The following is a 25,871-nucleotide window of genomic DNA, read 5'->3' on the forward strand; positions in this document are numbered from 1 at the left end:
TTCGATACCCCCAAGGGGCATATTGCGTGTTGGATGTATACCCCCACGGGGCATTTTTCAACTACCCCGTTGGGGTATAGTTCGGACGAGATCGAGAGGTTCCATGCAGCGTGAAAACAAACCCAAGCTCCTCAACCGCCTGAACCGGATCGAGGGTCAGGTTCGTGGCATCGCCCGGATGGTCGATGAGGATCGCTACTGCATCGACATCATGACGCAGCTCCAGGCGGTGCGAGCGGCCATGGCCAAGGTCGAGACCGAACTGATGCGCGAACACATCGACCATTGCGTCACCTCCGCCTTCAGCAGCGGAGACCCGGAAGACCAGCGACAGAAGGCCGATGAACTCGTCACGCTGCTACAGCGGTCGATGCGATGAGCGCCGCCACCTTCAACTACGCGGGCCGTCAGGTATGCCCTCATGAAGGCGAGGGGTTCGGCGAGGCCGCGCGTAAGTCTGGAGACAAGCGGCATGGTCGGCGGGCCGAACCTATGGAGAGACCCGGATGAACCCCGGACTGCGTAATCTCCTGATCACGGTCGTCCTCGCCGTCCTGGCGGCTGGAGGCGGCGCTTCGCTGTGCGCCTACTATGTGATCAGCCACCAGACCGCCGGACCTTCGCTGCACGACATGGTCCACCGGGATCTGAAGCTGACCCCGGAGCAGTCGCGCAAGCTCGACGCCATTGAGGAGAAATACGCGGGCGAACGCAAAGGGTTGGAAGCCGATGTCCGCGCGGCCAACCGTGAACTGGCCGCTGCGATCCGCGAGGGCCACAAGGACTCGCCGCAGGTCGAGGCCGCCATTGATCACCTGCACATGGCCATGGGTGCTCTGCAGAAGGCGACCATCGCTCATGTGTTCGACATGCGGGCCGTCCTGACCCCGGAGCAGGCCAAGGCGTTCGACGCGGAAGTGATCGCGGCGCTGACCCAAGAGGATCGGTGAACCCGGACCTAGAAGCTCCCGATGACCAGCTTGCCGCCAGTGCAGTCGCCGGCGACGGGCGCGCCTTCGCTCGACTGATCGCCCGCCACAAGGACGCGCTCTATCGGTTCATCCGCCGCTACACCGGCAACCCTGACGAGGCCTACGATCTCCTCCAGGAGACCTTCGCGGCGGCCTGGACGGCCCTCAGTCGCTATGACGCCGCCCGATCCTTTCCGACCTGGCTGCGGAGCATCGCGCTCAACAAATGCCGGGACTGGTCCAGGCGACGCGCAGTGCGTCGTTGGCTCACATGGAGCGATCCCATTGATGGCCAGGTTGGACTGAACCTGACGGACGATACGCCGTCGCCCGAGGCGGCGGTGCTGGACCAGCAACGCCTATCCCGACTGGACCGAGCCGTGGCGAACCTGCCGCAAGGGCTCAAGGAGCCGCTGATCCTGACGGCCCTTGAAGAACTCAGCCACGAAGACGCCGGCCGCATTCTCGGGTTGACCGCCAAGGCCATCGAGCTGCGGGTCTACCGGGCGCGCAAGGCGCTGGCGGAAGCTCTGGCCCTCGACGAGGTCTAGGCTTTCTTCGCGTGCGACGACCAGTGGATGTGGGTGATGAGCCAGGCGCCCTTCACCCGCTTCAGCACCATGGTTTCCGTGCCCTCCCGGTCCACCGGCTTGCCTTCATAGGTTCCGGTCGTGCGGCTCTGGGTCATGACCACGGCGAATGAGCCGCTGGTCGAGACGCGCCGGCTGACCACCTGGTCGGTCATGCCTGCGCTGTAAGCGATGTCGCCCGGCAGGTGGCCGGTGACGTATTCGTCCTTCGAGACCTCCACCCAGCCCTGCTCGTAGATAACCGCGTCGTCGGCCATTAGCGCGGCAACAGCGACGGCGTCGCCACGCTTCATTGCTGTATGAAACTGTTCGACGACCTGGAGCGGCGACATCGTCGCGGCCTCGGCCGGCGGCGCGCTGGGGCCCGCAAGCAAGACCACCGAGCCGCTGAGCGGCAGAAAGGCCAAAGCGAAGATCCGGAAGGGCTTCGCGAGGGAAGCTCGCCTGGCGACGATTGCCGAGGTGGGTCTTTCAGGGGTCATGGATCTGCCTTTTCCTGGCGAAGCAATGCGACAGCGCGCGGGGGACTATCTGGGCTCGACGCCGGCCGGCCGACGCGCCGGGAGGACTTCCTGTTCCCCGTTCGGACGATTGCGTTCCAGATCAGCAATCAACTGCTTCATTTCGGCGATCTCGCGAACCTGGGCCTCGATGATGCCATCGGCCAGCTTCCTGACCCGGGGGTCGCGAATCTTCGCACGCTCGCTGGTCATGATCGCAATAGAATGGTGCGGGATCATCGCCTTCATATAGGCGACGTCGTCAACGGTCGTCTGGCTGCGGACCAGCCAGAGTGACCCAGCGAACACCAAGACCGCCGTGACGATGATGGCGAGGTTCAACCTCGCGTTCTGATACATCTTGAGCATGAAGAGAAGCATGGTCAGCGCCATTGTCGCGCCCATGAGAAGCGCCATCCAGGCTCGAGTCTGGCTAAACCAGACATGATCCAGGGCATAGGTGTTCAGGTACATCAGACCGAACATGACCAAAGTCGAGGTCGCGATCATTGCGGCAAAACGGGTGTAGCTCATAACAACAATGGCTCTTGGTTGCTGCGCTGAAGTCGTCTGTCTAAAACCTCAGAAGGGTCACGGTTCCAGTCGGATCAGAACCATGCGCGCACGCCGATGACGAAGCTGGTCGCCTGGTCGTCCTTGCCCAGCGCGCGGGCATAGTCGGCCGTGCCGCCGAACTTGCGGTCAAACGAGACGCCGACGTAGGGGGCGAACTCTCGCTTGATCTCGTAGCGGAGCCGCAGGCCCAGCTCGATGTTGGCGACGCCGGAACCCAGCGCCAGTTCGGGAATATCCCGGCCGGACAGGTTGGCCTCGACGCGGGGCTGCAGGATCCAACGCTGGGTCAGGCGCAGGTCGTAGGTTCCCTCCAGTCGGCCGAGCAGCTCGCCCTTGCTGGACAGGAACAGGGCGCCCGATGTCTCGAACCAGTAGGGCGCGACACCTTCGAAACCGACCGTGGCGTAGGTGCGCTTCGGCCCCGACTGGAAATCCTGTCGAAGGCCCGCCTGAAGATCGAAATAGGGGCTGACGGCGCGCGAATAGAGGGCCTGCACCTCGGCGGCTTCCAGCTCGTCAGCGCCTTCGCCCTCGGTCTTCGCGACGAACCGATTGAGATCACCGCCGACCCAGGCTTCGCCCTCCCAGCGATAGCCGTTCTCGCCGTCACGAACCTGGAGTTCGCCGAGGCTGAGCATCACCTTGGAAATCAGGCTGCCGCCGTGCTCCATCCGCAGCTGAGCGCGGGCGCGGGCCATCGCGGCGGGATCGAATACGCCATCGGCGGCATAGTCTGTCGGAACCGGCGGGGCGGGCTCATCCCCCACCTCAGCGTCAGCGCCGCCGTGATCCATGCCTTCCATGCCCGGCATGCCGGCCATGCTGTCGGCAGCTTGCTCGCTTCCGGGCATGGAAGGCATCGTGTCGGCCGCTGCCGACGCATCGTTCGGCCCCGGCTCGGCGGCAGGCGGGGACACGGCCGGGCTTGCCGGCATGGTCGGGGGCATCGGGTGGCCAGAGTGCTGGGCAAGGGCGGGGCCGGCGGCAGCCGCCAGCAGCACCGTCAGGATCGCGGCGGCCTTCATGCGCCGTCTCCCGACATCGGGCGGATGCTGACCACCCGGAACATGCCCGCGTGCATGTGGTAGAGCATGTGGCAGTGGAAGGCCCAGTCGCCGGGGGCGTCGGCGGTTAGGTCGAAGGTCACTTTGCCGCCCGGCGCAACCGTCACGGTGTGCTTGCGTGGACGCCTGCCCTTCGGCCCGACCAGCAGCTCGAAGAAGTGGCCGTGGATGTGCATCGGGTGGGCCATCATCGAGTCATTGACCAGCGTCACCCGCACCCGCTCGTTCATCCGGAAGGGGATGGGTTTGGTCACCTCGCTGTAGGTCTCCCCGTCGAACGACCACATGAACCGCTCCATGTTGCCGGTCAGGTGCAGCTCCAGCGCGCGTGACGGGGTCCGCGTGTCCGGGTTGGGATCGAGCGCCTCAAGGTCGGTGTAGAGCAGCACCTTGTGACCGACATTTTCTAGGCCTTGGCCAGGCTCGCCAGTGCGGTCCACGGGCATGGGCGAGATGGTCTGGACACCCGGCCCCATGGCCACCTGCGGGGCATTTTCGCCGTTGCGCATGGACATATCCATGTCCATCGCCATGCCGCCCTCACCGCCCATATCCATGCCGGACATATCCATTCCCATGTCCTTCATGGTGGCCAGCGGACGCCCTCGCAGGGGCGGGACGGCCGCGACCATTCCCGAACGGGGCGCGAGGGTAGCGCGGCCCATGCCCGAACGATCAACCGCCTCAGCGACAAGGGTGAAGGCCCTGTCCTGCGTCGGCTGGACGATGACGTCGAAGGTCTCGGCGATCGATATCTGGAACTCCTCGACATCGACCGGTTTGACGTTTTGCCCGTCCGACTGGACGACCGTCATCGAAAGGCCGGGGATGCGGACGTTGAAGATGGTCATGGCGGCGGCATTGATGAACCGCAGCCGCACCCGCTCGCCCGGATTGAACAACGCCGTCCAGTTGTCGTCGGGGCCGTGGCCGTTGATCAGGAAGGTGTAGACCGACCCGGTGACATCGGAGACGTCGGTCGGGTCCATCCGCATCTTCGCCCACTCGACCCGATCCTTGAGGTTCTGGTCCTGGCCGGCGAGCAGGTCGGCGACGGTCTCTTTCTGGAAATTGAAGACCCCGGCCTGTTGCTTCAGCTTCCGGAAAATCTCGTGTGGATGCATGAAGGCGAAGTCGGAAAGCACCACCACATACTCGCGGTCATAGGCGACCGGATCGGCATCTTTGGGTTCGATCACGATGGGACCATAGTGCCCCTCCTGCTCCTGAAGGCCGGAGTGGCTGTGATACCAGTAGGTCCCCGCCTGCTGGACCGGGAACTCATAGACGAAGGTCTCGCCGGGCTTGATGCCCGGGAAGCTGACACCGGGAACGCCGTCCATCTGGAAGGGCAGGATGAGGCCGTGCCAGTGGATCGAAGTGTCCTCGTCCAGGTCATTGGTCACCGCGATGCGGGCGATCTGGCCTTCCTTCAGCCGGATCAGCGGCCCCGGCACGGTGCCGTTGATGGTCACCGCATGACCCTTGCGGCCATCGACCGGCCAGGCCGTATGGCCGATGCGCAACTTGATATCTCCGCCGGAAACGGTGGGAAGGTCTCTGACCAGGCCGGGGGAATTACTTCGCGCCCAGGCGGGGAAGAGGCTGGTCATCGCCAGCCCGGCTCCCAATAGGCCGGCGTTCTTCAAGAGCATGCGACGGGCGATTGTGGGCATCAAAACCTCGGTTGGACGGAGCCGGCGAAGCGACGGCTTCCTGTCAGTTTTTCGGATCGCCCCACGCCCCCGAGGACAATCCAGCGCAATAGGGGAACGTCAGAACTTCATATGCGCGGCGCCGTGAGTGACCACCGCCCCGAAATAGGCCTGCACCAGGATCAGCACCACGGCGACGGCGAGCAGCGCCTCATAGCCGCGCGAACTCAGACGCATAGCCGCCTGGTCAGCTGGCCTTTTGAGGAACCACAGCGCCAACATCAGAAATGGCATCGCGGTGCCTAGCCAACGGTGGATCGTCAGGACGAGACCGTCTTCAGGTGTCGGCAATCCCGCGTTCAGCCATCCCAATGGCGCGGCGACAAATGCGCCCGCGACGGCCACGGCGAGCAGGGTCTTGTTGCTCGCGGTGTGGATCGGACGACGCCGGACCACAGCCAAACACTCCAGGAAGGCCACCGTTACGAGCAGCGCTATCGGAAAGTGAACGATCGCGGGGTGCCACATGCCAAGCCAGGCCATCAACCGACCCTCAAAGGTCTTGGGCCTCGTCATATCCATGCCGGACATCATGCCGCCGTCACCGTCACCTGACGGCCAGGCCATGTCGGTGACAGGCATATCCTCGGGCGATACTGGCCCAGCGGCTGGCCCCGTCGTTGCGGCCGCTACCGGCGCGGGATGTTCCTCGCCCTCGTGGGCGCTGAGGGGCGAGACGGCGATGCCCGCCGCTAGCACCAGTCCCAGCAGGCCGGTCAGCCAAGGCCTCACAGTCGTGTTCGTCATGGCATTCGCCCCGTTGTCTCTTCGGTGGTGGTGGCGGAGGGAACCGTCAGGACCACCCACGCGCCTTGCCTCACATCACATGGATTTCGGAGACGACCGGCTTGCCGTGTTCGTTTTTCAGAACGAAGTGGACCTTCTTGCCGACCGTGACGCCCTTCAGAACAGCGGCGGACTCGACCTTGAACTTCATCGTCATGGCGGGCCACTTCAGCGCGGCGATAGGTCCGTGCGCGATCACCACCGTGCCGGCCTTGACGTCCACCGCCTTGATCACGCCTTCGCCGGACGCGGCCTGGGGCGCGGCGCCATGGTCTTCGCCGTTGTGGGCCAGAGCGGGAACGGTCATCCCGGCGGTCGAAAGGGCAGCGGTCAGCGCCGCGATCATCAGACTGGACTTCATCACAAACTCCTCAGGTCTCTCGGTTCGGTGCGCCTTGGCGCTTCAGGTGGGTATACGCGCCCGTCCCGGGCAGCCCTCATCGCCTGGGTGATGAGGGAGGAAGAAAAACCCTGAATCATCTGGGGGATTTGAAAAGCTGGCGCGTATAATTGAGGGAGCGCACCGCTCTGGACGCCGGACATGAACGACCGATTGGACAGCTTGCTGACGCAGCTCCGCGACCAGGATCTGGATCGCGAGCTGAGCGCTGTCGAATATGATGTGCGGCAGCGCATTGCGCATGACCGGGCGGCCAGGACAGGTCTCGCACCAACCCGCATGGCGGCGGTCGGCGTAGCGCTCCTCTTGGGAACCAGCGTCGGCGGCCTGACCGCCGCTTCGGCCATCGCCGCGCCCAAGCCGTCGATCTTCGCGAGCGCCGACGCCCTCGCTCCCTCGACCCTGCTTGAAGGGCGGCGATGATCTAACCTCTGCTCGACCCGCCAAGTGCGGTCAGTGAGCGACGTGGCCGTGTCTGTGATGCAGATCGGGAAAGTGCGGATGGCTGTGGATCAGGCGGGAATGTGCGTGCCTGTGCGTATGCGGTTCTCCGACCGGATCATCTGGATGATGCTGGTGTTGATGGTGATCGTCATGGACATGGGCGTGCTCATGCTCCAGCGGCTCGTGGACATGATCGTGGTCGTGACGCTCGACGAGGTGCAGATACAGGCCCACCGCCATCAACGCCGCCGCCAGCGCCAGAGGAACGGTCAGGGCCTCGCCGAACATGGCGATAGCCAGCAACGCGCCGATGAACGGCGCTGTCGAGAAATATGCCCCCGTCCGGGCCGTGCCGAGGAAGCGAAGCCCCAGGACGAACAGCACCAGACTGACCCCGTAACCGAGGAAGCCGACCACGCCTGCCGCCGCGGTAAGCCCTATGGATGGCAGCTTCGCCCCCAACGACAGTGCGAGGGTCAGGTTCACGGCTCCAGCGACCAAACCCTTGATCATGGCGATCTGCACAGGATCCGAGCCGCTGACCTTGCGGGTCAGATTGTTGTCGATGCCCCAGGCCAGACAGGCTCCGGCAATGGCGAGCGAGCCGGTGCCGACGCCGCCGAACCTCTGACCCGGCTGCCACGACAGCAGCACAGCACCGCCGAGGATCGCCAACGCGCCGAGCAGCAGCCGTCGATCCACGTTCTCGCGGAAGGCCAGCCAGGCGATGGCCATGGTCGCCAGCCCTTCGAGATTGAGCAGCAGAGCGGCGGTCGAGGCTGCCGTGGTGGTCAGGCCGATCATCAGCAGAAGGGGACCGGCGACGCCGCCTGACAGCACCACCAGCGCCATCCAGCCCACATCCTTGCGGCCAAGCTGAGCCTCGCCGGTCGATCGACCGATGAGTCCACGGCCGAAGTGAATGATCGCCAGTCCAAGGCCAGAGCCCAGATACAGCAGCCCCGCCAGTAGCCACGGGCTAACGCCGTCGCCTAGCAGCGCCTTGGCCAGCGGCGTGCTGGCCCCGAACAACGCCGCTGATGCGAGGGCGAGTGGGGCGCCCGGCCACGCCATGTAGGACTTCAGGTTCATTCGGTCCTCGGCAAGGGGTTGAGTTTAGATTGACCACGCGAGGGCCCCCAGCATGCCTAGCTGGGGCTACTGCGCCTGGATAGCCGTCACCTCACCCGTTCCGCCGGCCATCTTCAGTTCGAAAGAGACCTTGTCGCCGACCTTCACGGCGTCGAGCAGGCTGGCCGGGGTCGCCTTGAACTCCATCTCCATGGCGGGCCATTTGATTTCGGCGATCGGGCCGTGGTCGAGGGTGATCGTGCCGGCGGTCTTGTCGATGGCCGTGACCGTGCCGGTTCCCTTGGCCATCATCGCGCCGGCCATGTCCATGCCGGGGGCCATGCCGTCAGCGCCTGGGGCCGCCGTCGGGGCCGCCTGTTCGGCATTGACCGCTGGCGCGGGCGTCTTCTCGCCACAGCCCGCGAGGACTGTTCCCATAGCGGCGACGGTCAGGATCAGGGTGAGGCGCTTCATGGTGTGTCTCCTTGTTGAAGCGGTTGAACGGAACGGGCGCGACGCCGCCGCAGCAGCAGCCAGGCGGCGGGAACGATGAGCATCGACAGCAGCGGCGCGGTCAGCATGCCGCCGATCATCGGGGCGGCGATGCGGCTCATCACCTCCGACCCGGCCCCATGGCCGAGCAGGATGGGTAGCAAGCCCGCGAGGATCACCGCGACGGTCATGGCCTTTGGTCTTACGCGCAGCAGCGCGCCTTCCCTCACGGCGGCCTCGACCTGAGCGATGTCCGGGTGGTCGCCACGTTCGGCCAGGGCGTGCTTGAGGTAGATCAGCATCACCACCCCGAACTCGGCGGCGACACCTGACAACGCGATGAACCCGACGCCGGTTGCGACCGACTGGTTGTAGCCGAGCAGATAGAGGGTCCAGATGCCCCCGGTGAGGGCGAACGGCAGCGTGCCCATGATCAACGCCGCCTCGTCGAACCGCCGGAAGATCACATAAAGCAGGACGAAGATGATCAGCAGCGTGGCCGGCACGACCAGCTTCAATCGCGCCATGGCCCGCTCCAGGAACTCGAACTGACCGGAGTAGGCGATGGAAACGCCGGGCGAGAGCCGGACATCCCTGGCCACGGCCGTGCGCAGGTCCTTGACTACGGACGCCAGATCGCGCCCGCGCACGTCTACATAGACCCAGGTCGAGGGCCGCCCGTTCTCGGTCTTCAGCATCGGCGGGCCGTCGGCGACCGTGACCGCCGCCACGGTTCCCAGCGTGATCTGCTGGCCGGAGGGCGTCAGGATCGGCAGGGCCCGCAGGCCGTCCAGGCTATCCCTGATCTCGCGCGGATAGCGGACGCTGATCGGGTAGCGGGCCAGGCCCTCGACCGTCTGGCCGATGGTCTCGCCGCCGATCGCGCCGGCGACGATTTCCTGAACGTCGGCGATGTTCAGGCCGAACCTCGCGGCGGCGGCGCGGTCGATGTCGATGTCCACGTAACGCCCGCCGGTCAGCCGCTCGGCCAGAGCGGAGCTGACGCCCGGCGCGCGCCGGGCCACCGCTTCCACGTCGTGAGCGATACGGTCCAGCTCGGCCAGGTCGGCGCCGGACACCTTGACCCCGATGGGGCTCTTGATGCCGGTTGCCAGCATGTCGATGCGGTTGCGGATCGGCGGCACCCAGACGTTGGCCAGGCCCGGAACCTGCACCGCCCGATCCAGTTCATCGACCAGCCGCTCCGGGGTCATGCCGGGCCGCCACTGGTCACGCGGCTTGAACTGGATGGTGGTCTCGAACATCTCCAGTGGCGCCGGATCGGTGGCGCTCTCGGCGCGGCCGGCCTTGCCGAACACGCTCTTCACCTCCGGCACGGTGCGGATCATGCGGTCGGTCTGTTGCAACAGCTGCGAGGCCTTGGCCGCCGAGAGGCCCGGCAGGGCCGAGGGCATGTAGAGCAGGTCGCCCTCGTCCATCAGCGGGATGAACTCGCCGCCGAGCTGGGACAGGGGCCAGGCGGTGGTGGCGAACACCAGCGCGGCGATGACCAGCGTTGTCCGGGGCCGGTCCAGCACCCAGTCCAGCGCGGGTCGGTAGATCGCGGTGAGCCAGCGGTTGAGGAAGTTGTCCTGCTCCGCCGGGATGCGGCCGCGGATCAGCCAGCCCATCAGCACCGGCACCAGGGTCACTGACAGCAGCGCCGCGCCTGCCATGGCGTAGGTCTTGGTGAAGGCCAGCGGCGAGAACAGCCGACCCTCCTGCGCCTGCAGGGTGAACACCGGCACGAATGACAGGGTGATGATCACCAGGCTGAAGAACAGCGCCGGCCCGACCTCGACGGCGGCGTCGGTGATCACTCGCCAGCGTTCCTCGCCTTCGAGGCGCTCGCCGGGATGATCGTGCTCCCAGCGCTCGATCTTCTTGTGGGCGTTCTCGATCATTACCACGGCCGCATCGACCATGGCCCCGATGGCGATGGCGATGCCGCCCAGCGACATGATGTCGGCGTTCACCCCCTGCAGCCGCATGATGATGAAGGCGATCAGCACCCCCAGCGGCAGGGTCAGGATGGCCACCAGCGCCGAGCGGACGTGCCAGAGGAACAGGCCGCAGACCAGGGCGACGATGAGGAACTCCTCGCCGAGCTTGGTGGTCAGGTTCTCGATGGCCCGGTCAATCAGCTGCGACCGGTCATAGGTGGTGACCACTTCCACGCCCGGCGGCAGGCCGCGCTTCAGCTCATCGAGCCTGGCCTGCACCGCCTTGATGGTGGCGCGGGCGTTCTCGCCGGAGCGCAGAATGATGACCCCGCCGGCGACCTCGCCCTGGCCGTCCAGTTCGGCGATGCCGCGCCGCATCTCCGGCCCGATCTGAATCGTCGCGACGTCGCCGAGCAGAACCGGCGTCCCTCCCGCGGCGCGCAGCGGCACGGCGCGGAAATCGTCCAGGGTCTTCAGATAGCCGCTGGCCCGGACCATGTACTCGGCCTCGGCCAGCTCCAGCACCGAGCCGCCAGTCTCGCCGTTGGCGCGGTTGATGGCCAGGGTGACCTGCTGGTGGGTGACGCCATAGGCGGCCAGTTTCACAGGGTCGAGCACCACCTGGTACTGCCTGACCATGCCGCCGATGCTGGCCACCTCGGCCACGCCAGGCAGGCTCTTCAACTCATAGCGCAGGAACCAGTCCTGCAGACTGCGCAGCTGCGAGAGGTCGTGGCGGCCGGTGCGGTCGACCAGGGCGTATTCGTAGACCCAGCCGACGCCGGTGGCGTCCGGGCCCAGGGCTGGCCGCGCGGCGGCCGGCAGCCGGCCCTGGACCTGGTTGAGATATTCCAGCACCCGGGAGCGGGCCCAATAGAGGTCGGTCCCGTCCTCGAACAGCACATAGACGAAGCTGTCGCCAAAGAAGGAATAGCCACGCACGACCTTTGCGCCCGGTACGGACAGCATGGTCGTGGCCAGGGGATAGGTGACCTGGTTCTCGACGATCTGCGGGGCCTGGCCGGGATAGCTGGTGCGGATGACGACCTGCACATCGGAGAGATCCGGAAGCGCGTCGACGGCGGTGGTGCGCACCGCCCAGACACCGGTTCCGATGACCGCCAGAGCCGCCAGAACGACGAAGAAGCGATTGGCGACCGACCAGCGGATGAGGGCGGCGATCACGGCCGATCTCCGATCGGACGGGCCGCGACGCCGGCGAGGCTGGCCTCGGAGTCGATCAGGAACTGACCGGAAGCGACAACCTTCTCGCCGTCCGCCAAGCCGGCGAGAACTTCGGTCTTGCCGCCCGCTTCACGGCCCGTCCGGATCTCCGCGGGTTGGTAGCGGCCGCCGTCGAGGGCCAGCATGACCAGGGTGCGCTTGCCGGTGCGGATGACGGCTTCCGACGGGACCAGCAGGGCGGGACTTGCGGTCGCGCCGAGCTGAACCGTGGCGAACATGCCGGGTGTCAGTCGACCGCTCCGGTTGGAAAGCTCGATCCGCGCGGTCAGGGTCCGGGTCTCACCCTGCGCCTCGGGAAGCAACGTCGAGACACGGCCGGCGAAGGTCTCGCCGGGGAAGGCGGCGAGCGTCACGCTGACCGGCGAGCCCGCCCGAACCTGACCGGCCAGGGCTTCCGGGATGGCGGCGTTGACCCAGACCGTGCCCAGCCCGCTGACCTCGGCCAGGGTCTGGCCGGCCATGACGGTCATGCCGGCCCTGACGCTCAGGGTGCGGATCACCCCGCCGGTCGGGGTCGAGATGGTCACCACCGTTTGCGGCCGGCCGGTGCGTTCGATCCGGTCGATCAGTCCATCGGACATGCCGAGCAGAACCAGTCGCTGCCGCGCCGCTCTCGCCAGGCCCGCGTCGCCGGTGCGGCGGACCGCGAGATACTCGGCCTGGGCGCCGCCCCATTCGGTGACCAGCACGTCGGCCAGCGGCGCCCCGGCGCCGACGAGGTCGCCCGGCGCGCGGTTGTAGACCCTTTGCACGAACCCCGCGGCCCGCGCCTGCACGATGGCCACGTCGCGCTGGTTGAAGTCCACCATGCCCGTCGCCGTGAGACCGGAGGGCAAGGTTCCGCGCGTGACGACGACAACCCGGCCGCCGAGGTTCTGCAGGCTGGCCGGATCGATGCGAACCCCGGCTTCGCCGGTCTCTTCGGCATATTTCGGGATCAGATCCATGCCCATGGAAGACTTGCCCGGTCCGGGGTAGCGCTCCGCCGGCAGCATCGGGTCATGCCAGTAGAGGATCTTGCGCCCGGCCTCCTTGGCCGGCGGCGCCGGATCGGCCGATGGCGAACCCAGGCGCGCCAGGCCATAGCCGCCCGCGCCGGCGATCAGCACCAGCGCCACCGCCGCCATCGCGACCTGGGTCCGTGAAAATCGATCGAACGCGCTCATGATGCGTCGCTCCCGTAGGTGATGTTGATCCGCACGGCCTCGCGCAGCGCGTCGGCCTCCTTGTCGAGGAGATCGAGCTTGGCGTCGGCGAGGGCGGTGAAGGCGGCCAGGACGTTCGGCAGGCCGGCGGTTCCGGCCGCATAGCTCGCGGTCTCCAGGTCTGCCCGGCGAAGCGCCAGCGGCAGTCGGCTGTCTCGCGCCCGCGCCCAGAGTTCCCGACGCATCTGCCAGGTGGCGAGGTCACCATCCAGCTCGGCGGCCAACTGCCGTCGCGCAATCTCCCGATCAACCCTCGCGCGGTTGGCGTCGGCGGACCGGGCGTCGATCATCGGCCCTTGCCGCTCTCCCTTGCGAAGCGGAAGAGACACCGTGACCCGCGCCGAGACCATGTCGCCGAACGTCGGGTCCCGGCGCTGGTAGGCCAGTTCCCAGCTCCAGTCCGGCGCCAGCGTGGCCCGCGCTCCCGACAGATCCGCGTCGGCCAGCCTGGCGCCCGCGTCGTAGGCCAGCAGGGTGGGATGGCGGTCGAGGCCCGCCCGCAGCAAGACCGGGTCAACCTCCCACCGCGGCGGCTCGCCGCTCACCGAGGCCTCCGGATCGCCTGTCCACCGCACCAGCGCCGCCCTGGCCTTCGCGAGGTCGGCCATCAGCGCACTGCGACGATCGGCGATGGCCAGCAGCCATTCGGCCGGATCGATGGTCTCGGCGGGCCTTGCCCCGCGCATCACGGCCGAGGGCGCCGTGCCGAGAATTGGCGTGAGGGCCTTCTCCACCTCGTCCAGCGCCGCCAGCCGCGCCTTGGCGTAGTAGAGGTCGACCCAGGCCTGGGCGACGGCCAGCCGGACCGCCCTCCTTTCAAGGCCTGTCTGGGCGTCCGCCATCCCAATCTCGGCGCCGGCGCGTTCGACCGCCGCCCGGCGGGCGAGGCGGCTGGGCATGTCCTGCATCACGCCGACGCTGGCCATGGTCATTTCGTCCGCCCCAAAGCGACCCGCCATGGGGCCGCTGATTGGCAGGTTCTCGACCCCCAGGGCCAGTTTGGGGTCGGGCAAGGACCCGGCGCCGCGGCTGGCCGAGCGCGCCGCGTCAACGCGCAGGGCGGCGGCCTTGAGGCTCGGCGCGGTCTCGCCGGCGCGGGCCAGCGCTTGATCAAAAGTCAGCGGCTCGGCGTGGGCCGATACGGCGGTGGCGCTCAGGGCAAGCAGCCACGCCAGTTTCAAGGGAGACATGCTCCAAACTCCTCATGACGGCGCGCGAGCGCCAGCGGCCGGCGCACAGAGGAGCCGGCGGTCAGTCGAGGGTCAGAGCGCGATGGGAGGTCGTATGTCCCGGTCGGGCGGCAGGGACGCAAGCGTCCGCGTCGGGGCCTGGAAGAGATCGGCCTGGTCGAAGGCGATAGTCGCGACATCGACGCTCGCGGCGGGCAGCGCGGCGGCCGTGGCGAAGCAGGCCATGCCCGGCTTGCAGGGCGCCGTCTGGTCGGGGGCCCCCTTGCCATGATCGCAGCAATCCATCTCGGCGTGGTCCGCCATAGACATGCCGGTCGCTTCCATCTGGCACGGTGTCGCCGACATGGCGCGCGCCGAGGGCGCAGCGACCAGCGGCAAGGCCAGCGCGGCGGTCCAGACCAGCAGAAGGGCGAGCAATCGGATCAGACGAAATCTCCTGAGCATCAACGATGCCCCCAAGTGGCAGGAGACTCAATGACTCAAGTCAATAGCTGTCGTCCTGCTGCCCCAATCGCGGAGCATCCGGGTCCTGGATTGTCAAAAAGGCAAACGAACTATGATCAATAATCGGCTGAGTGAGGACCTCGCCAAAGTTCCGGCGGTCACGCTGGGATTCTGGATCATAAAAGTCCTGGCGACCACGCTGGGCGAAACAGGCGGCGACACGCTGTCGATGACCTACAATCTCGGCTACCTGATCAGCAGCGCCATTTTCGTCGTTCCGCTGATTGTCCTTGTGTTCGCTCAGGTGGCCGCTGGCCGCTTTCATCCTTTCCTGTACTGGGCGACGATCATCGCCTCGACCACGGCGGGGACGACGATGGCGGACTTCGCCACGCGGTCACTCAGCATCGGCTATGCTGGCGGATCAGCGCTGCTGCTAGGCTGCGTTCTAGTCTCGCTCCTTGCCTGGCGGCTTGCGACCGGCAGCGTCGCTGTCGAGACCGTAAGCGGCGCACGGTCTGAAATCTTCTACTGGATCACGATCACCTTCTCCCAGACTCTGGGCACGGCGCTGGGCGACTGGGCAGCGGATGACGGTGGGCTGGGTTACCTTGGCGGCGCGGCTGTCTTCGGAGGAACGCTGCTTGTACTGGTCGGAATCTGGCGGTTCACCAGCGTGAGCCGGGTACTGCTGTTCTGGGTTGCGTTTATCCTGACCCGGCCGTTGGGGGCCACGGTTGGCGACTTCCTGGATAAGCCGCTCGCCAAGGGAGGTCTGGACCTAAGCAGGCCGTTGGCGTCGGCCGTTCTGCTGGCTGCGATTATTGCGTTTGTCATGCTGATCCCGCAACGCCCCGGCGCGCACCCCCGAAGCAGCTAGCGGAGCTGGTCCAACCGCTCGATCCTGTCGGCGAGGTGGGCGAGCTCAACCTCCACCCATGGCAAACAAAGATCAGAATCGTTCGCAAAAAGACTTGCGCCTCTAGTGGCTTGAGGGTTTAGGCCGGGTCCAGCCTTCGAAGGATCTTCCATGTCTCTTTCGCCAGATCGCCGAGAACCCGGACTGCATCGTTTCCTCGGCCTTCTTCCGGTCGCTCTCGCCGTCGTTTTCGCGCTTCTGTTGGGCACGAACGCCCAAGCCGCCGTGACACCGGCGGAGACCGTGTGGCGGCTTCTCGATTATGTGGCGGTTGATTATCCCGGCGCCGTTCGAGACGGGCGCATCATTAGCGCCGCCGAATACGCGGAGATGTCGGAGTTCTCCGAGACGGTCGTCACGCAGATGGCCACCTTGCCGCCAACCAAGGGCAAGCCGGGTCTTCTGAAGCAGGCCGAAGCCCTGAAGCTGGCCATCGCAGCGAAGCGGTCGCCCGCCGAGGTCGCCGGTCTGGCCCGTGGGTTGGCGACCGACCTGTTGGCGGCCTACCCCGTGCCACTCGCCCCCTCAACGGCGCCTGATCTGGTGCGGGGCGCCACCCTCTACAGCGAAAATTGCGATTCCTGCCACGGGGCGACCGGAGATGGAAATGGCCCGATGGCGAAAGGGCTCGACCCCGCTCCCATCGCGTTCACAGATCAGGACCGAGCCCGAAACAGAAGCGTGTTCGGTCTCTATCAAGTCATCGAGCATGGGCTGGACGGGACGGCTATGCCGAGCTTCGCTCACCTTTCGTCGGGCGACCGCTGGGCGCTGGCGTTCTATGTCGGCGGCCTGTCCCAGAACGAGAGGGCCAGGAGCCGGGGAGAGGCACTATGGAAGGCCGACGCGGACCTTCGCGGCCAGTTCCCCAATCTGGAAACACTGACCAAGACCACACCTGCGGAACTGGCCCGGACGGTTGGAGTCGGCAATGCTGACGACCTCATGGCCTATCTGCGGCGGTCGCCCGGTGTGCTGGCCGAGAAGCGCGATGCCTCGCTGGCGTTCGCCAGGAGCAAGCTGAGGGCCACGGTCAACGCCTACGCCGCCGGAAAGACCCGCGATGCGGGGGCCATGGCCCTATCCACCTACCTGGATGGCATCGAGCCGTTCGAGCCCGCTATCGCCGCTCGTGATCCCAAGCTTCTGGCCCGGATCGAGGCTGCGATGGGCGAGTTCCGTTCCCGGATCGGTCGAGGCGGCTCCATCGATAGCGTCCGGCAGCAGGCGACTCTGATCGAGGGACTTCTGGATGATGGCGATTCGGCGCTTGCCCCGGCCCAGGCCGACACGACGGCGGCGTTCGTCGGCGCCTTCACCATCCTGCTGCGCGAGGGGCTCGAAGCTCTCCTGATCGTCGTCGCCATGATCGCCTTCCTCAAGAAGGCCGAGCGACAGGATGTGCTCCCCTATGTCCACGGTGGATGGGTGGCCGCACTTGCTGCCGGTGTCCTCACCTGGGCAGCGGCGACCTTCTTCATCTCCATCAGCGGTGCGCAGCGTGAGTTGACCGAGGGCTTCGGCGGCCTGTTCGCTGCAGCCGTTCTCCTGAGCGTCGGGATATGGATGCACGGGAAGAGTCAGGCGGACGCTTGGCAGCGATACATCAGGGAACGCCTGTCCAAAGCCCTGTCGCGGGGCTCGGCGTGGTTCCTGTTCCTGCTGGCCTTCGTGGTGGTCTATCGCGAAGTCTTCGAGACGATCCTGTTCTTTGCCGCTCTGTGGAGCAAGGAGACGGCGGGCGCGGTGCTGGGGGGTTCGGGGCTGGCTCTGGCGGCCTTGGCGGCAATTGCCTGGGCCATGCTGCGTTACAGCAGCCGCCTCCCCATCGCCAAGTTCTTCGCCTTCAGCGCGGCGCTGGTCGCCATCCTGGCCTTCGTTCTGGCAGGAAAGGGTCTCGCGGCCCTTCAGGAAGCCGGGATAGTTGCGGCTACCCGGATCGCGGGACTGCCGAAGCTCGATCTGGTCGGCTTTTATCCGACGTGGCAGACCGTCCTATTGCAGCTTGCCGTCGTCGCCATCCTGATCGCTGGCTATGTCTACAATCGCCGCAAGCGTCAGTCGGAAGAGGCGTAGGGGGCCGAGCCGATGGACCGGCGGTCAGTGCCGGTCTTCCTGGCAAAGCCGATGGTCACTGAGCACCTCGATCACCTTGCAGTCGGCGGCGATACCCAAGCCACAGTTGGTGGTCATCCGCACCAGTTCAGCGCGTAGCCGGGTAAGCTGGTCGATCTTCTGATCGACAGCTTCGAGATGGTCTTGGGCGATACGGTCCGCCTCGGCGCACGGGAGATTGGGACGGTCGGCCAAGCCCAGCAGGGCCTCGATATCCTTGATTTCGAAACCAAGCTGACGGGCATGCCGAATGAACCGCAGGCGTTGGATTGCCTCCGGACCGTAAACCCGCTGATCGCTCTGGGTCCGGGCGGGCGTCGGCATCAGGCCGATCTGCTCGTAAAATCGGATCGTGGGAACCTTGACCTCGGCTTCCTTGGCAAGGCGTCCGATGGACAGGTCGGGCATGGTCAAACTCCTAAACGCGTCCTCTCAACATAGGGCTTGATCCTCTAGTGGCTAGAGCTTGTAGGAGCAGTTCATGGCCCATGATACTCCTCTCGCCAAACCCGCCGTTTCCGGCTGCTGCAGTCAAACCGCGCCTTTCGATGGGGCGACGCCGGAATACCGCCGGGTTCTCGGTTGGGTGATCGGGATCAACTTCGTCGGGTTCGTCGTCGTGGCCTCGGGCGGCTTGCTGGCCGGATCGGCGTCCCTCGCCGCGAACGCCCTCGACTTCCTGGCCGACGCCGCGACCTACGCCCTTAGTCTCTGGGTCATCGGCAAGAGCGTCTCGATCCGTAGCGGCGCGGCCCTGGTGAAGGGCGCGAGCCTCAGCCTGTTGGCCGTGTTGGTCCTCGGCTTCGCGATCTGGCGTGCGGTCAACGGCGTGCCGCCGGAAGGCTTCGCAATCTCAAGCCTCGGCCTCTTCGGCGCGGCGGCCAATCTGGTGGCGGCGATCCTGCTGTCGAAGTATCGCGATGGCGACGCCAACGTCCGCTCGGTCTGGCTCTGCACCCGCAACGACCTGATCCAGTGCCTCGCCGTGGTCGGCGTCGGCGCCGTGGTCTGGCTGACCCACTCGCGCTGGCCCGATCTGATCGCGGGCGGCGTCCTGGCTGCGGTCTTCCTGCAATCGGCATGGTCGATCACCGTCCAGGCTTTGGACGAGCGTCGCGATGCTCTCGCGGCAGCGCATTGATCCCGAAGGCCGACGCAGCTAGTTCAGCACAGACATGATCCTCGCCACGCATCTCTCGCGATTCCTGGAACGGCTGGCCAAGCCGTTGCTGGTGATCTGCGTGCTGATGTTGGCGGTCGGGCCGATTGCTGATGGTCTGGTATGTGGTTCCGAGCCTGCCTCAGCCGAAGTCGAGATGCTGAAATCCGATCTCGGCGGCGACGACGACATCGCCACCGGCATTGATCATGCGGTTTGCGCCCACGGCCACTGCCATGATGCTCCGCCGCTGGCCAACGGCGGCGAGGCCCACGTCACCAGTATTCGATACGTTGAAGCCGAAGCCATCTTCTCGGTCTCCGTCCAGCCACCCTCCGCAACCCAGCCAACCCTGAAACGTCCGCCCCGAGTCTGACCGCGACCCGCGCATCCGTGCGCGTCCGCCCTTGTCAGAACCGAAGCAGGACCTTCCATGTCTTCTCCATACCTGTCGCGCTGCGCCGCTTTCGGCGCCGCGATGCTGTTGGCGAGTTTCGCCAGCAGCGCATTCGCCGAACCCGTCACCCTTGCCCAGGCGCTTGACCGCGCCCAGGTGGGGTCTCCTCTCATCACCGCCGCAGACGCCGATGTTCGGGCTGCCGAAGGACGCGCTCGTCAGGCCGGCCTGTTGCCCAACCCCGAAATCGACCTCGCCACCGAGAATGTCGGCGGCACCGGCAGCCTGACAGGCGTTCAGTCCGCCGAAACCACCCTCTCCATCGGACAGCGTTTCGAGTTGGGCGGCAAACGCTCCGCTCGCCTGAACGCTGCCCGCGCCGAAGTCGAGACGGCGGGGCTCCGGCTACGGATCGCCCGCGCGGATCTGGCGAAAGAGGTTCGAGAAGCCTTCGCCCAAGCCGTCGCCGCCAAGCGTCGTGTTGACCTGGCGAGAAACCAGTTCCTCCGCGCCGAGAGCCTCCAGAAGATCGCCGTCACGCTCGTGGAGGCCGGTCGAGAGCCGCCGTTGCGCGCCTTGCGGGCGCGCACCGTCACACTGGAGGCGGTGGGGCGGGTCCGGGCGGCTGACGCCGACTATGCGGCAGCCCAGCGGGCACTGGCCGCGTTGTGGGGCGGGTCTGAAAACCTGCCCGATCCTGTCGTTACCGAAGAGGCGGCCCCAGCATCGGTCGTCGATCCAACCGCCGTGCTGGATGTTCGGCTCGCCGAGGCTGAATTGGAGACCGCCATTGCCGCCGAGCGCCGGGAACGGACGCTCTCCCGTCCCGACGTGACGGTCAGCGTCGGCGGCCGTCGTCTCGCCGCATCGGACGAGACGGCGATGGTTGTCGGCCTGTCGATGCCTCTGGGCCTGTTTGATCGCAACCAGGGGAACATCGCTGCCGCCAACGCGGACCGCACCGGCGCCGACGCCCGTAGAAACGCGGCGATGGCCGCCGCCCTACGCCGCACGCGGGACGCGTCCGCCGCGCTTCAGACCGCCGAAGCCCGCCTGGAGTTTCTGGAGAAGCGGGCGGAGCCGGAGGCCCTGGAGGCCGTCCGGATCGCCCGTGAAGGCTTCGCTGCCGGCCGCTTCACCTTGCTCGACGTTCTGGACGCCGAAGCCGCCCTCAATAGCCTCCAGTCCGATCTGATCACCGCCGAGCTCGACCGCGCGCTCGCCCTGGCCGCGCTCGTGCGCGCTAACGAAACCCAAGGAGCCGCCCAATGAAGACCCTGACCAACAAGCGCCTGCTGCTGGGCGCGGCCGCCGCCGTGGTGTTGCTCGGCGCTGGCCTCACCGGCTGGAGCATGACCCGGCCCAAGACCGGGCCCGCGCCAGAGGCCGCAGAGGCGGCACATGGCGCCGGAGAAGGTATCGAGATCAGCGGCGCCCGCATCCTGGCGGCGAACATTGTGCTGGCCCCCGTCGAAGCCGGTTCTTTGAGCGCCGAGGTTCTCGCCCAGGGCACTGTCGTCGGCACACCTCACGGCGAGGCCGTTCTGGCGGCCCGCGCCGACGGCGTCGTCAGCCGCATTTCGCTGCGCCTGGGCGACAGCGTCCGGGCTGGGCAGATCGTCGCCCTGATCGAAAGCCGTGAGGCCTCGACCATCGTGGCCGAGCGTTCAGCGGCCCAGGCGAGACTGACCGCCGCACGTCAGGTCCTGGCGCGAGAGCAAAGGCTCTTCGACGCCCAGATCACCGCCCGTCAGGACCTCGAAGCGGCCCAAACCGCTCTGGCGGAGGCGGAAGCTGAGGCTCGACGCACCGCTGCTGCCGCCGCCGCCGCCCGAGTATCCGGTGACGGCCGCAGCACAGGCGTCGTCAGCCCAATCAGCGGGCGCATCACCTCGGCGCCGGCCGTGTTGGGGGCATTCGTCCCCGCAGGGACGGAGTTGTTCCGCGTCGCCAACAGCAGCCAGATCGACATCGAAGCGTCGGTGTCGGGGCCGGATGCGGCCCGGATCAAACCCGGCGACCGGGCACGCATCCATCTGCCCGATGGTGAGATCGACGCTGTAGTCCGTTCGATTACGCCAGGGGTCGATCTGGAGAGCCGCTCAGCAACGGTGCTGCTGAGTCCGGCCGGCACCACCGGCCTTCGACCGGGCCAGGCCGTATCCGTCCGCATCTACACGGCGGACGCCCAGGCTTCGGCGGGCGTCACCGTGCCCGAGGAAGCCATCCAGACCGTGGAAGGCCGCGAGGTGGTGTTCGTCAGGACCGCCGCCGGCTTCAAGGCGGTCGCCGTGATCGTCGGACAACGCGGCGGTGGTCGCGCACAAATCACCTCCGGCCTCACCGCCGGCCAGTCCATCGCCACCCGCAACGCCTTCCTGCTGAAGGCTGAGATGGGCAAGGGCGAAGGCGAGGAGCACTAGGTCATGATCGCCAACCTCATGGCCCTGTCGGTGCGGTCGCGATGGATAATCATCGCGCTCACACTGATCGTTTCCGCCTACGGCGTGTTCCAGCTTACCCGGCTGCCCATCGACGCCGTCCCCGACATCACCAACAAACAGGTGCAGATCAACACGCTCGACGCGTCTCTCTCCCCCGTCGAAATCGAGAAACGGGTCACCTTCCCGGTCGAGACGGCGCTGGCCGGCATTCCGGGTCTTCAAACGACCCGCTCTCTTTCCCGCAACGGCTTTTCGCAAGTCACCGCGATCTTCGACGAGAACGTCGATCTCTACTTCGCCCGCCAGCAGGTCAGCGAACGTATCGCCCAGGCGCGGGACAGCCTTCCCGAGGGCGTCCAGCCCCAGATCGGACCGGTCACCACCGGGCTGGGCGAGGTCTTCATGTATGCCATCGACTACGCCAACCCGGGCGGAAAGGGCGCGACCGTGCGAAACGGCCAGCCCGGCTGGCAGAGCGACGGGTCGTTCCTGACGCCAGAAGGGGATCGGCTGACCGATGAGGTTTCAAGGGCCGCTTATCTGCGCACTGTGCAGGACTGGATCATCGCGCCCCAGCTGCGGTCGGTCGCCGGCGTCGCGGGGGTGGACACCATCGGCGGATTCGAGAAACAGTATGTCGTCGAGCCCGACCCGGTTCGTCTGGCGCAATATGGCGTTTCGTTCAGCGAACTCGCCAAGGCGCTGGAGGCCGCTAACCTGTCGGTCGGCGCAAACTTCATGGAACGGGCGGGCGAGGCCTATCTCGTCCGCGCCGACGCCCGTATCCGCAGCCTGTCGCAGATCGAGGAAGCCATCGTCGCCACTCGCGGCGGCGTCCCGGTGTCTATCAGGGATGTAGCTGTCGTCCGGCTGGGCGGCGAGCTGCGCACCGGCGCCGCGACCATGAACGGTCATGAGGTAGTTATCGGCACTACCCTGATGCTCATCGGCGAAAACAGCCGCACGGTAGCCCGCGCCGTCGGCGACAAGCTCAAGACGCTAGAGCGGTCGTTGCCACCGGGGATCAAGGTCTCGCCCACGCTGGATCGGTCCAAACTGGTCAATGCGACCATCGCCACCGTTCAGCGCAATCTGATGGAGGGGGCGATCCTCGTCGCGATTGCGCTGTTCCTGCTGCTGGGTAATGTCCGCGCCGCCCTGATCGCGGTGCTGATCATCCCGATCTCGTTCTTCATGACCGCCATCGGCATGAACTACATGGGCGTGTCCGGCAATCTGATGAGCCTTGGCGCCCTCGACTTCGGCCTGATCGTCGATGGCGCGGTGATCATCATCGAGAACTGTCTCAGACGGCTCGCCGAACGACAGCATCATGAAGGCCGCTTGCTGAAACTCCGCGAACGCCTGGAGGAGACCACACTAGCCACCCAGGAGATGATCAAGCCGACTGTTTTCGGCCAAGCCATCATCCTGCTGGTGTTCGCGCCTCTGCTGACCTTCCAGGGGGTCGAGGGCAAGACTTTCTCGCCCATGGCCATCACCCTCATGCTGGCCCTGGTCGCCGCCTTCGTCCTCTCGATCACTTTCGTCCCGGCGATGGTGGCGCTCCTGATCCGCAACAAGGTCGCGGAAAAGGAAGTGTTCGCGATCCGCTGGATCAAGGCGCGCTATGAGCCGATCCTTCGGCGAGCGGTCGCCCGCCCGCTGCCCTTCATTGGCGCGGGGGTCGGGATCTTCGTCCTGGCCGGCTTTATCTTCACGCTGCTAGGCCAGGAGTTCATTCCGACGCTTGATGAGCGGAACCTGGCGATGGCTTCGCAACGCATTCCATCCACGGCGCTCGAACAGTCCGTGCGGATGCAGCGGGGGGTCGAACAGGCCATCACCAGTCTTCCCGAAGTGCTGATGATGTTCTCCAAAACCGGCACGGCCGAAGTCGCCACCGACCCGATGCCGCCCAACATCTCCGACGGTTTTATCATCCTCAGGCCGCAGGAAGATTGGCCTGCGGGGGTCAAGACCAAGGAGGATGTGCTCGAACGCGTCGAGGCTGCCGCCAACGCCCAGGTCGGCCAAGGCTATGAGCTGAGCCAGCCCATCGAACTGCGCTTCAATGAGTTGATCGCCGGGGTCCGGGGCGATGTTGCGATCAAGCTCTACGGCGACGACCTGGACAAACTCACGGCGACGGCAAACCGGATCGGCGCAGCCCTGCAGTCAACACCGGGTGCGGCGGACGTGAAGGTCGAACAGACCAGCGGCGCACCTTCGCTGGACGTCATCTTCGACCGGGCAGCCATCGCCCGTCTGGGCCTGACCGTGGAAGAAGTGGCGGACACCGTGGCCGCCGCCATGGGCGGGCGCGAAGCCGGGCAGTTGTTCGAAGGTGATCGTCGCTTCAGCGTGGTCGTGAGGGTGCCGCAGGGCAGCCGTAACGATCTCGACGCACTGGGCGCCTTGCCCATCATGATGCCGGAGGAGCCCGGGCAGACCCGGCATTCAGTGCCGCTACGCCAGGTCGCACAGTTCCGGTTCACCGAAGGTCTGAACCAGATCAGTCGCGAGAATGGAAAGCGGCGGGTTGTCATTCAGGCCAACATGCGCGGTCGCGACGTGGGCTCGTTCGTCAGGGAGGCCATGCCAAAGGTGGAAGCGGTGGCCCTGCCGACCGGCTCGTGGCTCGAATGGGGCGGGCAGTTCCAGAACCTCAAGGCAGCCTCGGACCGGCTCGCCATCGTGGTGCCGATCTGCTTCCTGGCCATCTTCGCGGTTCTCTTCCTGGCCGTGGGGACGTTCGGTCGAGCCGTTTCTGTGTTCGCGGCGGTGCCGCTCGGGCTGGCCGGCGGCGTGTTTGCCCTGGCATTGACCGGCATCGCCTTTTCGGTTTCGGCGGCGGTGGGCTTTATCTGCCTCTCTGGCGTGGCGGTGCTGAACGGCCTGGTGGTCATGTCCAGCATCCGCCAGCGGCTTGAGGACGGGATCGAACTGTCGACGGCGATCATCGACGGCTGCATGGAGCGGGTTCGTCCCGTGATCATGACCGGCCTGGTGCCGGCCATTGGCTTCCTACCCATGGCGCTGGCGCACGGAACGGGGGCGGAAGTCCAGAAGCCGTTGGCCATGGTGGTCATCGGCGGCCTGATCACGGCCACGGCCCTGACCCTCCTGGTGCTGCCGGCGATCAGCCGGGTGGTGCTGGGTTGGACCGAACGGCCCAATCCGGCCTGGGGTGAAGACCCCGCGCCGGCCCTGGCTCCTGCGGAATAGGCGATAGGCCCGCGCCGTCGATCCTGGCGGCGCGGGCATTTCTCATTCGGAGACACGCGATGAACAGCTCTTTCAAGCTCTTGAGGATCTACACCGACGAGGCCGCCTATTTCGGCGACCGCAAGGTTTTCGAGGTGGTGGCCGGCCGTGCACGCGCGGCAAAGGTGGCTGGCGCGACGGTGCTTCAGGCCCTGCTCGGCTTTGGCCACACCCCCAACATGCACCGCCGCAATGTGCTGGATGACGACCAGTCCGTGGTCATCGAGATCATCGACGAAGACGCCAAGCTCCGCGCTTTTGTCGAGACCCTCGCCGACCTGGAACACCTGGGACCGATCACGCTGGAGGCGGTCGAAGTGCTGCGCTGGCCGCCCGCGAAGGGAGCTTAAGTCCGGGCTGACCATGGGGCCGGCCGGGCGAGCAGCCGCCACATGCAGATATGGCTTGCTCCTCTAGTCGCTAGAGCTTGCATGGATGCGCCCTGACCCAGTCGGGCTTGTCATTCCAGCCAGGCCCAAACGACTTCTTCGACCGCCGAGACCCAAAAATGTCTGATGACAACCAAAAAGCCGCGCTCCTCTCCGAGGCGCGGGATCAACATGAGGGCCATGACCACGCGAATGGTGGTGACCACGGCCATGATCACGGCGGCATCTTCGGAGAACGCACCGAACTGATCTTCGCGGGCCTGTCCGGCGCGATGCTGCTTGGCGGCTGGCTGGTCGGCCAGCGCGTGGAGGGTGTCGTCCCCCTGGCCCTCTACATCGCGGCCTACGGGTTCGGCGGCTACTTCACGCTCCGGGAGGCGGTCGGCAACATCATCAAGCGTCGGTTCGAGATCGACACCTTGATGCTGGTCGCCGCCGCTGGCGCCGCCGCCCTGGGCCAGTGGGCGGAAGGCGCCCTGCTGCTGTTCTTGTTCAGCACCGGCCATGCGCTGGAACACTACGCCATGGGTCGGGCGCGGCGGGCC

At 66.2% G+C, this 25,871-nt stretch carries 25 protein-coding genes and 1 pseudogene; 13 read left to right on the forward strand and 13 right to left on the reverse strand.

Annotation, left to right across the window (positions count from 1 at the left end; translation table 11 throughout):
- Nucleotides 1-103 precede the first annotated feature (103 nt).
- The 3 genes from ACODSL_RS18870 (at nt 104) to ACODSL_RS18880 (ending at nt 1,522) form a co-directional block, all read left to right on the forward strand.
- On the forward strand, nt 104-379 hold the full coding sequence (locus ACODSL_RS18870; RefSeq protein ID WP_488902282.1) for a metal-sensitive transcriptional regulator: 276 nt from the start codon (nt 104-106) through the stop codon (nt 377-379).
- 127 nt (nt 380-506) lie between these two features.
- On the forward strand, nt 507-950 hold the full coding sequence (locus ACODSL_RS18875; protein ID WP_488902283.1) for a Spy/CpxP family protein refolding chaperone: 444 nt from the start codon (nt 507-509) through the stop codon (nt 948-950).
- Nucleotides 947-1,522 carry an RNA polymerase sigma factor gene (locus ACODSL_RS18880; protein WP_488902284.1) on the forward strand — a complete coding sequence of 192 codons (576 nt, stop codon included), beginning with the start codon at nt 947-949 and terminating at the stop codon, nt 1,520-1,522. The genes ACODSL_RS18875 and ACODSL_RS18880 overlap by 4 nt, the downstream gene beginning before the upstream one ends.
- On the opposite strand, the gene ACODSL_RS18885 is transcribed toward ACODSL_RS18880, so the two are convergent.
- The 6 genes from ACODSL_RS18885 to ACODSL_RS18910 all read right to left on the reverse strand — a co-directional run bounded on the left by ACODSL_RS18885 (nt 1,519) and on the right by ACODSL_RS18910 (nt 6,563).
- Entirely contained in the window at nt 1,519-1,968 is a 450-nt protein-coding gene (locus tag ACODSL_RS18885; protein ID WP_488902285.1) for a YybH family protein, read from the reverse strand. The genes ACODSL_RS18880 and ACODSL_RS18885 overlap by 4 nt on opposite strands.
- Nucleotides 1,969-2,088: 120 nt before the next feature.
- Nucleotides 2,089-2,595, reverse strand: coding sequence for a DUF305 domain-containing protein (locus tag ACODSL_RS18890; RefSeq protein ID WP_488902286.1), 507 nt, complete (start codon nt 2,593-2,595; stop codon nt 2,089-2,091).
- Between the two features lie 74 nt (nt 2,596-2,669).
- Entirely contained in the window at nt 2,670-3,662 is a 993-nt protein-coding gene (locus ACODSL_RS18895; protein ID WP_488902287.1) for a copper resistance protein B, read from the reverse strand.
- Nucleotides 3,659-5,377 (reverse strand): copper resistance system multicopper oxidase, encoded by a 1,719-nt coding sequence (locus ACODSL_RS18900; protein ID WP_488902288.1) that lies wholly within the window; start codon nt 5,375-5,377, stop codon nt 3,659-3,661. The genes ACODSL_RS18895 and ACODSL_RS18900 overlap by 4 nt, the downstream gene beginning before the upstream one ends.
- A gap of 99 nt (nt 5,378-5,476) precedes the next feature.
- A complete protein-coding gene (locus tag ACODSL_RS18905; protein ID WP_488902289.1) occupies nt 5,477-5,998 on the reverse strand; it encodes a DUF2231 domain-containing protein in 522 nt (173 codons plus the stop codon).
- A 235-nt stretch (nt 5,999-6,233) separates the two neighbouring features.
- Nucleotides 6,234-6,563: a copper-binding protein gene (locus ACODSL_RS18910; RefSeq protein WP_488902290.1), complete on the reverse strand. Its 330-nt coding sequence runs from the start codon at nt 6,561-6,563 to the stop codon at nt 6,234-6,236.
- A gap of 180 nt (nt 6,564-6,743) precedes the next feature.
- Between ACODSL_RS18910 and ACODSL_RS18915 the strand changes: the two genes are divergently transcribed.
- Complete coding sequence (locus tag ACODSL_RS18915) at nt 6,744-7,025, forward strand: hypothetical protein (RefSeq protein WP_488902291.1); 282 nt, start codon at nt 6,744-6,746, stop codon at nt 7,023-7,025.
- A 30-nt stretch (nt 7,026-7,055) separates the two neighbouring features.
- Here the strand turns inward: ACODSL_RS18915 and ACODSL_RS18920 are convergent, their stop codons facing one another.
- The 6 genes from ACODSL_RS18920 to ACODSL_RS18945 all read right to left on the reverse strand — a co-directional run bounded on the left by ACODSL_RS18920 (nt 7,056) and on the right by ACODSL_RS18945 (nt 14,636).
- On the reverse strand, nt 7,056-8,138 hold the full coding sequence (locus ACODSL_RS18920) for a DMT family transporter (protein WP_488902292.1): 1,083 nt from the start codon (nt 8,136-8,138) through the stop codon (nt 7,056-7,058).
- A 66-nt stretch (nt 8,139-8,204) separates the two neighbouring features.
- The gene (locus ACODSL_RS18925) at nt 8,205-8,591 is read right to left on the reverse strand and encodes a copper-binding protein (protein WP_488902293.1); all 387 of its coding nucleotides are present in this window, start codon (nt 8,589-8,591) and stop codon (nt 8,205-8,207) included.
- Nucleotides 8,588-11,737, reverse strand: coding sequence for an efflux RND transporter permease subunit (locus ACODSL_RS18930; protein WP_488902294.1), 3,150 nt, complete (start codon nt 11,735-11,737; stop codon nt 8,588-8,590). Before ACODSL_RS18930 ends, ACODSL_RS18925 begins: the two co-directional genes overlap by 4 nt.
- Nucleotides 11,734-12,963 carry an efflux RND transporter periplasmic adaptor subunit gene (locus ACODSL_RS18935; protein ID WP_488902295.1) on the reverse strand — a complete coding sequence of 410 codons (1,230 nt, stop codon included), beginning with the start codon at nt 12,961-12,963 and terminating at the stop codon, nt 11,734-11,736. Before ACODSL_RS18935 ends, ACODSL_RS18930 begins: the two co-directional genes overlap by 4 nt.
- Nucleotides 12,960-14,192 (reverse strand): TolC family protein, encoded by a 1,233-nt coding sequence (locus ACODSL_RS18940; RefSeq protein WP_488902296.1) that lies wholly within the window; start codon nt 14,190-14,192, stop codon nt 12,960-12,962. Before ACODSL_RS18940 ends, ACODSL_RS18935 begins: the two co-directional genes overlap by 4 nt.
- 72 nt (nt 14,193-14,264) lie before the next feature.
- A complete protein-coding gene (locus ACODSL_RS18945; protein WP_488902297.1) occupies nt 14,265-14,636 on the reverse strand; it encodes a hypothetical protein in 372 nt (123 codons plus the stop codon).
- 112 nt (nt 14,637-14,748) lie between these two features.
- Here ACODSL_RS18945 and ACODSL_RS18950 point away from each other — a divergent pair, with 112 nt between their 5' ends.
- Together ACODSL_RS18950 and ACODSL_RS18955 are read left to right on the forward strand one after the other, a co-directional pair.
- Nucleotides 14,749-15,516 (forward strand): COG4705 family protein, encoded by a 768-nt coding sequence (locus ACODSL_RS18950; protein ID WP_488902298.1) that lies wholly within the window; start codon nt 14,749-14,751, stop codon nt 15,514-15,516.
- 150 nt (nt 15,517-15,666) lie between these two features.
- A complete protein-coding gene (locus ACODSL_RS18955) occupies nt 15,667-17,631 on the forward strand; it encodes an FTR1 family protein (protein ID WP_488902299.1) in 1,965 nt (654 codons plus the stop codon).
- Between the two features lie 24 nt (nt 17,632-17,655).
- Here the strand turns inward: ACODSL_RS18955 and ACODSL_RS18960 are convergent, their stop codons facing one another.
- The gene (locus ACODSL_RS18960; protein ID WP_488902300.1) at nt 17,656-18,078 is read right to left on the reverse strand and encodes a MerR family transcriptional regulator; all 423 of its coding nucleotides are present in this window, start codon (nt 18,076-18,078) and stop codon (nt 17,656-17,658) included.
- A 73-nt stretch (nt 18,079-18,151) separates the two neighbouring features.
- Here ACODSL_RS18960 and ACODSL_RS18965 point away from each other — a divergent pair, with 73 nt between their 5' ends.
- The 7 genes and pseudogenes from ACODSL_RS18965 to ACODSL_RS18995 form a co-directional block, all read left to right on the forward strand.
- On the forward strand, nt 18,152-18,811 hold the full coding sequence (locus ACODSL_RS18965) for a cation efflux transmembrane domain-containing protein (RefSeq protein WP_488902301.1): 660 nt from the start codon (nt 18,152-18,154) through the stop codon (nt 18,809-18,811).
- 34 nt (nt 18,812-18,845) lie between these two features.
- Nucleotides 18,846-19,205 carry a hypothetical protein gene (locus tag ACODSL_RS18970; protein WP_488902302.1) on the forward strand — a complete coding sequence of 120 codons (360 nt, stop codon included), beginning with the start codon at nt 18,846-18,848 and terminating at the stop codon, nt 19,203-19,205.
- A 57-nt stretch (nt 19,206-19,262) separates the two neighbouring features.
- Nucleotides 19,263-20,498, forward strand: a complete 1,236-nt coding sequence (locus ACODSL_RS18975; protein ID WP_488902303.1) for a TolC family protein — start codon at nt 19,263-19,265, stop codon at nt 20,496-20,498.
- Nucleotides 20,495-21,649: an efflux RND transporter periplasmic adaptor subunit gene (locus ACODSL_RS18980; protein WP_488902304.1), complete on the forward strand. Its 1,155-nt coding sequence runs from the start codon at nt 20,495-20,497 to the stop codon at nt 21,647-21,649. The genes ACODSL_RS18975 and ACODSL_RS18980 overlap by 4 nt, the downstream gene beginning before the upstream one ends.
- Before the next feature lie 3 nt (nt 21,650-21,652).
- Complete coding sequence (locus ACODSL_RS18985; protein WP_488902305.1) at nt 21,653-24,898, forward strand: efflux RND transporter permease subunit; 3,246 nt, start codon at nt 21,653-21,655, stop codon at nt 24,896-24,898.
- Between the two features lie 59 nt (nt 24,899-24,957).
- Nucleotides 24,958-25,287 (forward strand): DUF190 domain-containing protein, encoded by a 330-nt coding sequence (locus ACODSL_RS18990; RefSeq protein WP_488902306.1) that lies wholly within the window; start codon nt 24,958-24,960, stop codon nt 25,285-25,287.
- 158 nt (nt 25,288-25,445) lie between these two features.
- Nucleotides 25,446-25,871 (forward strand): annotated as a pseudogene (locus ACODSL_RS18995) (heavy metal translocating P-type ATPase); the annotation flags it as partial.

The sequence above is a fragment of the Caulobacter sp. FG121 genome (assembly GCF_057809815.1).

What these genes read in the sequence shown, in the direction of transcription:
- ACODSL_RS18895 (WP_488902287.1), bottom strand. Translation starts at nt 3,662, where the DNA reads ATGAAGGCCGCCGCGATCCTGACGGTGCTGCTGGCGGCTGCCGCCGGC.
- ACODSL_RS18935 (WP_488902295.1), bottom strand. Translation starts at nt 12,963, where the DNA reads ATGAGCGCGTTCGATCGATTTTCACGGACCCAGGTCGCGATGGCGGCG.
- ACODSL_RS18875 (WP_488902283.1), top strand. Translation starts at nt 507, where the DNA reads ATGAACCCCGGACTGCGTAATCTCCTGATCACGGTCGTCCTCGCCGTC.
- ACODSL_RS18960 (WP_488902300.1), bottom strand. Translation starts at nt 18,078, where the DNA reads ATGCCCGACCTGTCCATCGGACGCCTTGCCAAGGAAGCCGAGGTCAAG.
- ACODSL_RS18955 (WP_488902299.1), top strand. Translation starts at nt 15,667, where the DNA reads ATGTCTCTTTCGCCAGATCGCCGAGAACCCGGACTGCATCGTTTCCTC.
- ACODSL_RS18970 (WP_488902302.1), top strand. Translation starts at nt 18,846, where the DNA reads ATGATCCTCGCCACGCATCTCTCGCGATTCCTGGAACGGCTGGCCAAG.
- ACODSL_RS18940 (WP_488902296.1), bottom strand. Translation starts at nt 14,192, where the DNA reads ATGTCTCCCTTGAAACTGGCGTGGCTGCTTGCCCTGAGCGCCACCGCC.
- ACODSL_RS18945 (WP_488902297.1), bottom strand. Translation starts at nt 14,636, where the DNA reads ATGCTCAGGAGATTTCGTCTGATCCGATTGCTCGCCCTTCTGCTGGTC.
- ACODSL_RS18925 (WP_488902293.1), bottom strand. Translation starts at nt 8,591, where the DNA reads ATGAAGCGCCTCACCCTGATCCTGACCGTCGCCGCTATGGGAACAGTC.
- ACODSL_RS18985 (WP_488902305.1), top strand. Translation starts at nt 21,653, where the DNA reads ATGATCGCCAACCTCATGGCCCTGTCGGTGCGGTCGCGATGGATAATC.
- ACODSL_RS18915 (WP_488902291.1), top strand. Translation starts at nt 6,744, where the DNA reads ATGAACGACCGATTGGACAGCTTGCTGACGCAGCTCCGCGACCAGGAT.
- ACODSL_RS18975 (WP_488902303.1), top strand. Translation starts at nt 19,263, where the DNA reads ATGTCTTCTCCATACCTGTCGCGCTGCGCCGCTTTCGGCGCCGCGATG.
- ACODSL_RS18965 (WP_488902301.1), top strand. Translation starts at nt 18,152, where the DNA reads ATGGCCCATGATACTCCTCTCGCCAAACCCGCCGTTTCCGGCTGCTGC.
- ACODSL_RS18950 (WP_488902298.1), top strand. Translation starts at nt 14,749, where the DNA reads ATGATCAATAATCGGCTGAGTGAGGACCTCGCCAAAGTTCCGGCGGTC.
- ACODSL_RS18870 (WP_488902282.1), top strand. Translation starts at nt 104, where the DNA reads ATGCAGCGTGAAAACAAACCCAAGCTCCTCAACCGCCTGAACCGGATC.
- ACODSL_RS18890 (WP_488902286.1), bottom strand. Translation starts at nt 2,595, where the DNA reads ATGAGCTACACCCGTTTTGCCGCAATGATCGCGACCTCGACTTTGGTC.
- ACODSL_RS18990 (WP_488902306.1), top strand. Translation starts at nt 24,958, where the DNA reads ATGAACAGCTCTTTCAAGCTCTTGAGGATCTACACCGACGAGGCCGCC.
- ACODSL_RS18905 (WP_488902289.1), bottom strand. Translation starts at nt 5,998, where the DNA reads ATGCCTGTCACCGACATGGCCTGGCCGTCAGGTGACGGTGACGGCGGC.
- ACODSL_RS18900 (WP_488902288.1), bottom strand. Translation starts at nt 5,377, where the DNA reads ATGCCCACAATCGCCCGTCGCATGCTCTTGAAGAACGCCGGCCTATTG.
- ACODSL_RS18920 (WP_488902292.1), bottom strand. Translation starts at nt 8,138, where the DNA reads ATGAACCTGAAGTCCTACATGGCGTGGCCGGGCGCCCCACTCGCCCTC.
- ACODSL_RS18910 (WP_488902290.1), bottom strand. Translation starts at nt 6,563, where the DNA reads ATGAAGTCCAGTCTGATGATCGCGGCGCTGACCGCTGCCCTTTCGACC.
- ACODSL_RS18980 (WP_488902304.1), top strand. Translation starts at nt 20,495, where the DNA reads ATGAAGACCCTGACCAACAAGCGCCTGCTGCTGGGCGCGGCCGCCGCC.